At 71.1% G+C, this 5,706-nt stretch carries 6 protein-coding genes; 2 read left to right on the plus strand and 4 right to left on the minus strand.

The features are described 5' to 3' along the window. The 3 genes from DAT37_RS12860 to DAT37_RS12870 all read right to left on the minus strand — a co-directional run. Positions 1-1,103 (minus strand): chymotrypsin family serine protease (locus tag DAT37_RS12860; protein WP_157978471.1); only part of this gene is annotated, 1,103 nt, incomplete at its 3' end. A gap of 325 nt (positions 1,104-1,428) precedes the next feature. Further along, the gene (locus DAT37_RS12865; protein ID WP_109524986.1) at positions 1,429-2,676 is read right to left on the minus strand and encodes a carboxylesterase family protein; all 1,248 of its coding nucleotides are present in this window, start codon (positions 2,674-2,676) and stop codon (positions 1,429-1,431) included. After that, positions 2,673-3,590, minus strand: coding sequence for a VOC family protein (locus DAT37_RS12870; RefSeq protein WP_109524987.1), 918 nt, complete (start codon positions 3,588-3,590; stop codon positions 2,673-2,675). Before DAT37_RS12870 ends, DAT37_RS12865 begins: the two co-directional genes overlap by 4 nt. A 25-nt stretch (positions 3,591-3,615) precedes the next feature. On the opposite strand from DAT37_RS12870, the gene DAT37_RS12875 reads away from it, so the two are divergent. After that, a complete protein-coding gene (locus tag DAT37_RS12875) occupies positions 3,616-4,578 on the plus strand; it encodes an Lrp/AsnC family transcriptional regulator (RefSeq protein ID WP_109524989.1) in 963 nt (320 codons plus the stop codon). 76 nt (positions 4,579-4,654) lie between these two features. Beyond that, the gene (locus DAT37_RS12880; RefSeq protein WP_109524988.1) at positions 4,655-5,332 is read left to right on the plus strand and encodes an alpha/beta fold hydrolase; all 678 of its coding nucleotides are present in this window, start codon (positions 4,655-4,657) and stop codon (positions 5,330-5,332) included. 88 nt (positions 5,333-5,420) lie between these two features. Here DAT37_RS12880 and DAT37_RS44900 read toward each other — a convergent pair whose 3' ends face one another. Then, a complete protein-coding gene (locus DAT37_RS44900; protein ID WP_198654243.1) occupies positions 5,421-5,591 on the minus strand; it encodes a hypothetical protein in 171 nt (56 codons plus the stop codon). Positions 5,592-5,706 lie beyond the last annotated feature (115 nt).

The following is a 5,706-nucleotide window of genomic DNA, read 5'->3' on the forward strand; positions in this document are numbered from 1 at the left end:
ACGGGGTCTTTCCAGTCCACGGCCCCGACCAGCAGGTACGTGCAGGCGCCCTGGCTGTTGGGACAGTTGTAGACGGCGTTGGCATAGGAGGATCCGTGTAAGAGGGCGAAGTCGCCGTATTTGTCTTGCGTGCCGTCTTCCTGTTTGTCGTTGGTGCCGCCCACGGTGGTGCTTGTCACCGCGCCGAAGTAGTAGTCGACCGACGGACCGGGCGAGGGGGTGGTGAAAGCGGACGCCCAGGCCCGCTTGAAAGGGCTGGCACCGGGGAAACAGTGTCCCGCTGTCAGGATGTAGCGTTCACCCTGATATTCGACGGGGAAGCCCGACGAACAGATTTCCTTCCACTGACTGTGGCCCGCATTCCAGGTACGGAAGCCGGCGCCGGCGTAGTGCGGCGCGGAGTCCTTCGACCGGTCGCGAACCTTCGCGATCGTCTCCTCTTCGGGGATCTGCCCCTCGGCGTCATCCGGTGGGGGATCCACGCTCGCGATGTCCCGGGGAGCGGGCATGGCCTGCCGGAACACGACCGTGTCGCCGAATCGCTGCTTCAGGTCGGCCCGGGCGGCGTCGGAGTCCTCGGTCGCGTAGGCCACCACATGCCCGCCGACTGAGTCGATTCCGACGGCGTTGACCTTGTCTCCATAGGTGCCGCCGAAGACGAGCTCCTCGACCTGCGCCTTCGCACTCAGTAGGTGGGCTCGACTGCGGAAAGCCGGCTCTACCTGGACCGACAGATCGTGGCCCGGGGCCACCCTGGTCGCCTCCGCCCGGATGGCGGCCGAGAGCTGGGCGAACTCGGGGCCCGTGGGGAGCAGAACTCTGATGGCGTCGGTGCCGGAGATGCTGACGCTGGTGTACTTGTCGGGGAACGCCTCGACCAGGGCGTTGATGGCCTCGGCAGCCGCCTGGGCCTCCGGGGAGACCTCGTCGGGGAACGCCGGCAGGGGCTGGAAGGCGGTGTCGAGGGCTGCGGGATCCGCCGAAGCGGGGACGAGCGGGGTCAGGGCGAGAACGAGTGCGGATACCGCAGTGATCATCGATTTCCCGGGGCGGCCCCGGCTCAGGATGCCGGTGTGGACGACCCGGCGGAAGTCGGTTGTCATGTGCGCCAGCGTGCCGCCCCTCCCGGCGCCTGTCGCTGGGGTGATCTTCCCACGCCGTATTCCGACATTGATCCACAGTGCGGGGTGGATTCGGTCACGCCGGACGACCTCGCCCGGCGGCTGCCGGACATGCTCTCAGCCCCCCGGGCGCGCCTGCGCCACCTCGCCTGCTCTGTACGCCTCCAGGGCCGGCCGGACCTCGTCCGGCACCGTCGTGGTGATCGGGTCGGGTGGGGAGGAGGGCGGGATAGGGGACCGTGGACGGCTGCTCATCCGTAGGCATCTGGAGCTCCTTTCGTTGGGGAATGGTCGTGCGTCGAAAACCTCAGGCGGTAAAACGGTGAGCCGATGCCGTCCACCGCTCCCAGCCGGGATCGCCGCGATGGAGGAACCCAATCCAGGCGCGTTGCACCTCGGCCACGAGTGCGGCGGGCATCTCACCCCCGAGCATGGGCGCCTGCCGCCACGGCGCGGGATCGCCGAAGACGAACGGAAGCTCGATGCAGTGGCACGCGCCGTACGGGCTGCCGGCCGGATGCCAGTCGAAGCTGTACAGCCACGCCGGGTTCCCCCGCTCGGCGAGCACCCCGGCCAGCTGGAGCATGGGAGCCACGAACACGCTCTCGGTGACGCGCTCGCTCATCTCGCCGACGTCGTAGAACGCCGCAGCCTCGTCGCGCGTGGCGCCCATGAGGATCTCCGCCCGGTCTGCCCCACCGGTCCCCGCTGCGCGCACGAGGTCGGCTGCGACCAGCTCGCCGTCCGCGACCAACTGGAACGGCGGCGCGACATCGCCCGGGCGGGCGGTCAGGTGAGCCAGCTCCACCTGTGCCTTCAGCAGGTCGGCCACCGGCAGCTCGCGCAGCCGCTCGGCCCGCGCCGGTGCCAGGCCGAGCACCTTCAGGTACGCCCTGCCCAGCTCGCTCGCGCGATCGGGATCCTGGGGCGGCATGCCGGCGGGTGTGCTCTGCAGGATCGCGCGGTTGAACAGCCCGCTCGAGGCGGGTGCCGACAGCAGCGCGAGGATCGACAGCGCCCCCGCGGACTGCCCGGCCACCGTCACCGCGCCCGGGTCGCCGCCGAACGCCGCGATGTTCTCGCGCACCCAGCGCAGCGCCGCCACCTGGTCGAGCAGCCCCAGATTGCCCGCGCTCACCGGCGGCAGGTGGAGGTATCCGAGGGCACCGAGCCGGTAGTTGACGGTGACCACGACCATGTCGCCGCGCTGGGCCAGGGTGGCGCCGCTGTACCAGTCGAAGCCGCCCGAGCCGCTGGAGAAGCCGCCACCGTGCAGGAACACCAGCACGGGGAGCGGCGCCGCGCCGGCGACGGTGGGCCGCCACACGTTCAGCGACAGGCAGTCCTCGGCCTGCTCCAGCTGCTGGGGACCCATCACGCGCTCCAGCCGGGAGGCCGGTTGCGGGGCCGCGGGGCCCGGAGCGGCCGCCTCGCGCGTGTCCTGCCACGGTGGCGCAGGCCGGGGCGGCTCGAAGCGGGCGGCGCTCGCGTAGGGGATGCCCAGAAAAGCGGTCCCGGTACCGCGCAGCCGTCCCGACGCCGTCTCGATGATCATGAGGCGGTGAAGAACAGGGCTGAGCCGAAGGCGTCGTCGGCGCTGACTAGGAAGCCGTCGCCGGTGGTCACCGTGGCGATGCCGTTGCCGTCGACGAGCCGCCGCGCCGCGTTCACGTCGGCGACCGCGATGGACATGGCGGCAAGACCGCGCGGCACGACCCCGGGCAGGGTTTCGGCCGCTCTTGAGGCGGCCACGAACTCCAGCCGCCCCGCGGGCAGTTCCAGAACCCGCCGGTCGTCACGCGCGACCGGAGAGGTGTCCAGGATCCGGGTGTAGCGCTCGACGGTGTCACCGAGTTCGGCGTCATCGACCACGACGAGCACGCTCGCGATGGCTCTGGCACCGTTGGGGTGGGTCAGGTAGCGGGGCTGGTGCAGGTATTCGGGCGTCAGCTGGTGGGCGATCCCGATGTAGCCGTGGGGGGTGAAACGCGGGTCGACGTGCAGGGCGCGCGCCCGCATCGCGCGCGGCCCGTCGACGGTGTCGACCTCGCGCTCGAGGGAACGTACGCCCATGATCGGCACGCCCGCCTCGGTCAGCCTGCGCGCCTGGGCGTCGACGTCGTCGGAGCCGACGTAGAAGATGCGGAAGCCGTCGGGCACCTCCTTGGTCCGCCATGGATCGGGGGCGGCCGGGTCCACGATGCCGAGCAGTTCGATGTAGGTCTGCCCGAACAGGGCGCACCTGTTGGCGGTGCCGCCGAGAACCGGCTTCTCGCCGGGGCGCTCGCTGAGCAGGTGCCGGGAGCGCGGGCTGAGGGTGAAGCCGAGCGCCAGGTAGCGCTGTTCCAGCTGGTCGAGGTTGCGGCTGAGGATGCCGGTGTGGTCGATCCTGCGGATGTCACGGGTCATGCGCGACAGCGTGCCCGCCCGGGTGAAGGCTGTCGTCGGCCCGTTTCTCAGGCGCCGCATTCTGTCATGGTCCTACTGTTGCAGGGTGGATTCGGTCATGCTGGACGACCTCGATCGGCAGCTCCTGCACGCGCTCCAGTTGGACGGCCGTGCACCGTTCAGCCGCATCGCCGCCGTGCTCGGGGTGGCGGAGCGGACGGTGTCCCGCCGCTACGCCCGGCTGCGCGCGGCGGGCGCGGCACGGGTGCTCGGGCTGCTGAGCAGCTGCTGGAGCGGACAGGCAGACTGGTTCGTCCGCCTGCGTTGTCTGCCGGACGACGCGCCGGCGATCGCGCGGGCGCTGGCCCGCAGGAGCGACACCTCCTGGGTGACGCTCCTGTCCGGCGGGAGCGAGGTCTCGTTCCTGCTGCGCGGCCCCGAACACCTCCTGCTTGACAGGCTGAGCCGCGGTCCGCGGCTGATCTCCGTCGACGCGCACCGCATGCTGTGGGCCTTCATGGACGAGGAGACCTGCTGGCGCGGCAGAGTCTCGGCCCTGACACCTGAGCAGATCGAACGGCTGCGCCCCGACTACCCCGCCACCCCGGCCGCGCTGGCGCCCAGTGCCCTCGACGGCAGCCTGCTGCCCGAGCTGGCACGGGACGGGCGGGCGACATTCCCTGAGCTGGCGCGCTCGGTCGGCTGGTCGGAGTCGGCGGTACGGCGGCGCATGGCCGAACTGCGGCGCGCGCGTGCCCTGCAGTTCAGCATCGACACCGACGTCAAGCTCTTCGGCTACGGCGTCGAGTGCATGCTGTGGCTCCAGGTCGCGCCCGGCCGGTTGATCGAGGTGGGCGGGACACTGTCGGGAGACGTCGAGGTGGCCTTCGTGGCGGCGGTCACCGGCTCGGCCAACCTGGTGGCGTTCGTGGTGTGCAGGGACGTCGGCGCCCTCTACGAGTACGTGGCGAACCGGGTGGGGGCGCTCGCCGGCGTGCGGAGTGTCGAGACGCTTCCGATCAGCGGTTACGCCAAACGCGTCGGACCGGTCGGCACCGGCCACCGCTGAGGAGCCGTACCACTGCCGGCAGGGCTCCGCTTCGCAGGCCCAGGCTCCTGAGCCCGATCTCGGTCGAAGGAGAGGCGTGTCGCTCGAACCGCTCACTCATACCGTCATGGATTTGACCATGGCGAGCCGGCGCAGACGCGGCCCGGGGCCGGCGGGGCGGACTCACGACACCTGGAGCCTCGACCTGCCCGGCTTCGGGCACAGCGGCAAACCCGATGATCTTCCGATCATGGTGGGGCTCGCGGACGCGGTGGCCGCCTGGCTGGATGCGGCTGGGCTGGCGCGGCCCTGCCCTGCCTACTGGGCGGGTCCTGCGGCTGCCAGGTGGCCCGTCGATGGGGCGGCTCGCTTCACGGGCCGGACAGGCGCGCTGGTGCTGGTCGGCCCGACCGTTGATCCGCACGCCAGGCTGGTGGGCCAGTGGCTGCGCAACGCGGTGCGGGAAAGCCCGCGCATGACTCCGCTGAACGTCGCCGACTACCGGGACGCCGGGCCGCGACGAGTGCCGGCCAGCTTTGGCGCTTCCCTGCGGGATCGGATCGAGGACAAGCTGCTGTACGTGGACCTGCCCGTCCTGGTGGTGCGCGGCGGCAAGGACCGGATGGTGAGCCAGGTATGGGCCGAGGAGGTCACCAGGCTCCTACCGCATGGGCGACTCTCGGTCATGGACGGGCTGCCGCACATGGTGCCGTACCGCGATCCGCATGGTCTGGCCCGTGAGGTCGCCACCTTCCTGCGGGAGGTCGGCTCGTGAGGCTCGGCAGGGCGGTGGCGTCGTTCGACTCGGCGACCGGCATGTTGCGGGCCCTGTCCCGCTCCGCGCCGCCCGTACCCGGTGGCCTTCATCGGGTCGTCCAACCGGCGCCATGATCCACCTGGCCGCGGCCCTGTCCGCGCCGTGGCTGCCGCAGACGCTGCTGCTGCCGGTACGCCGCCACGGTGTGCGGCCCGACGACCCCGAGGGCGACCTTGACCGGCGTGCTGCAGATCTCGGAGTCTTCGATGGGCACCACGCCAGGGACCGGCCGCCACATGGACGAGCATCGCGCCTCCCGCCCGTCCGGGGGAGGAGGCGCGATCGCAAGGATTACAGGCCTGGCTCCGGAGACGGCGGATAGCCAGTGCCAG

Origin of the sequence: Nocardia aurea (assembly GCF_003123685.1) — a bacterium.
In the GTDB taxonomy this organism is placed as follows: Bacteria; Actinomycetota; Actinomycetes; order Mycobacteriales; family Mycobacteriaceae; genus Nocardia; species Nocardia aurea.

Coding starts and splice junctions, on each gene's coding strand:
- DAT37_RS12865 (WP_109524986.1), bottom strand. CDS start 2,676: ATGATCATCGAGACGGCGTCGGGACGGCTGCGCGGTACCGGGACCGCT.
- DAT37_RS12870 (WP_109524987.1), bottom strand. CDS start 3,590: ATGCGGCGCCTGAGAAACGGGCCGACGACAGCCTTCACCCGGGCGGGC.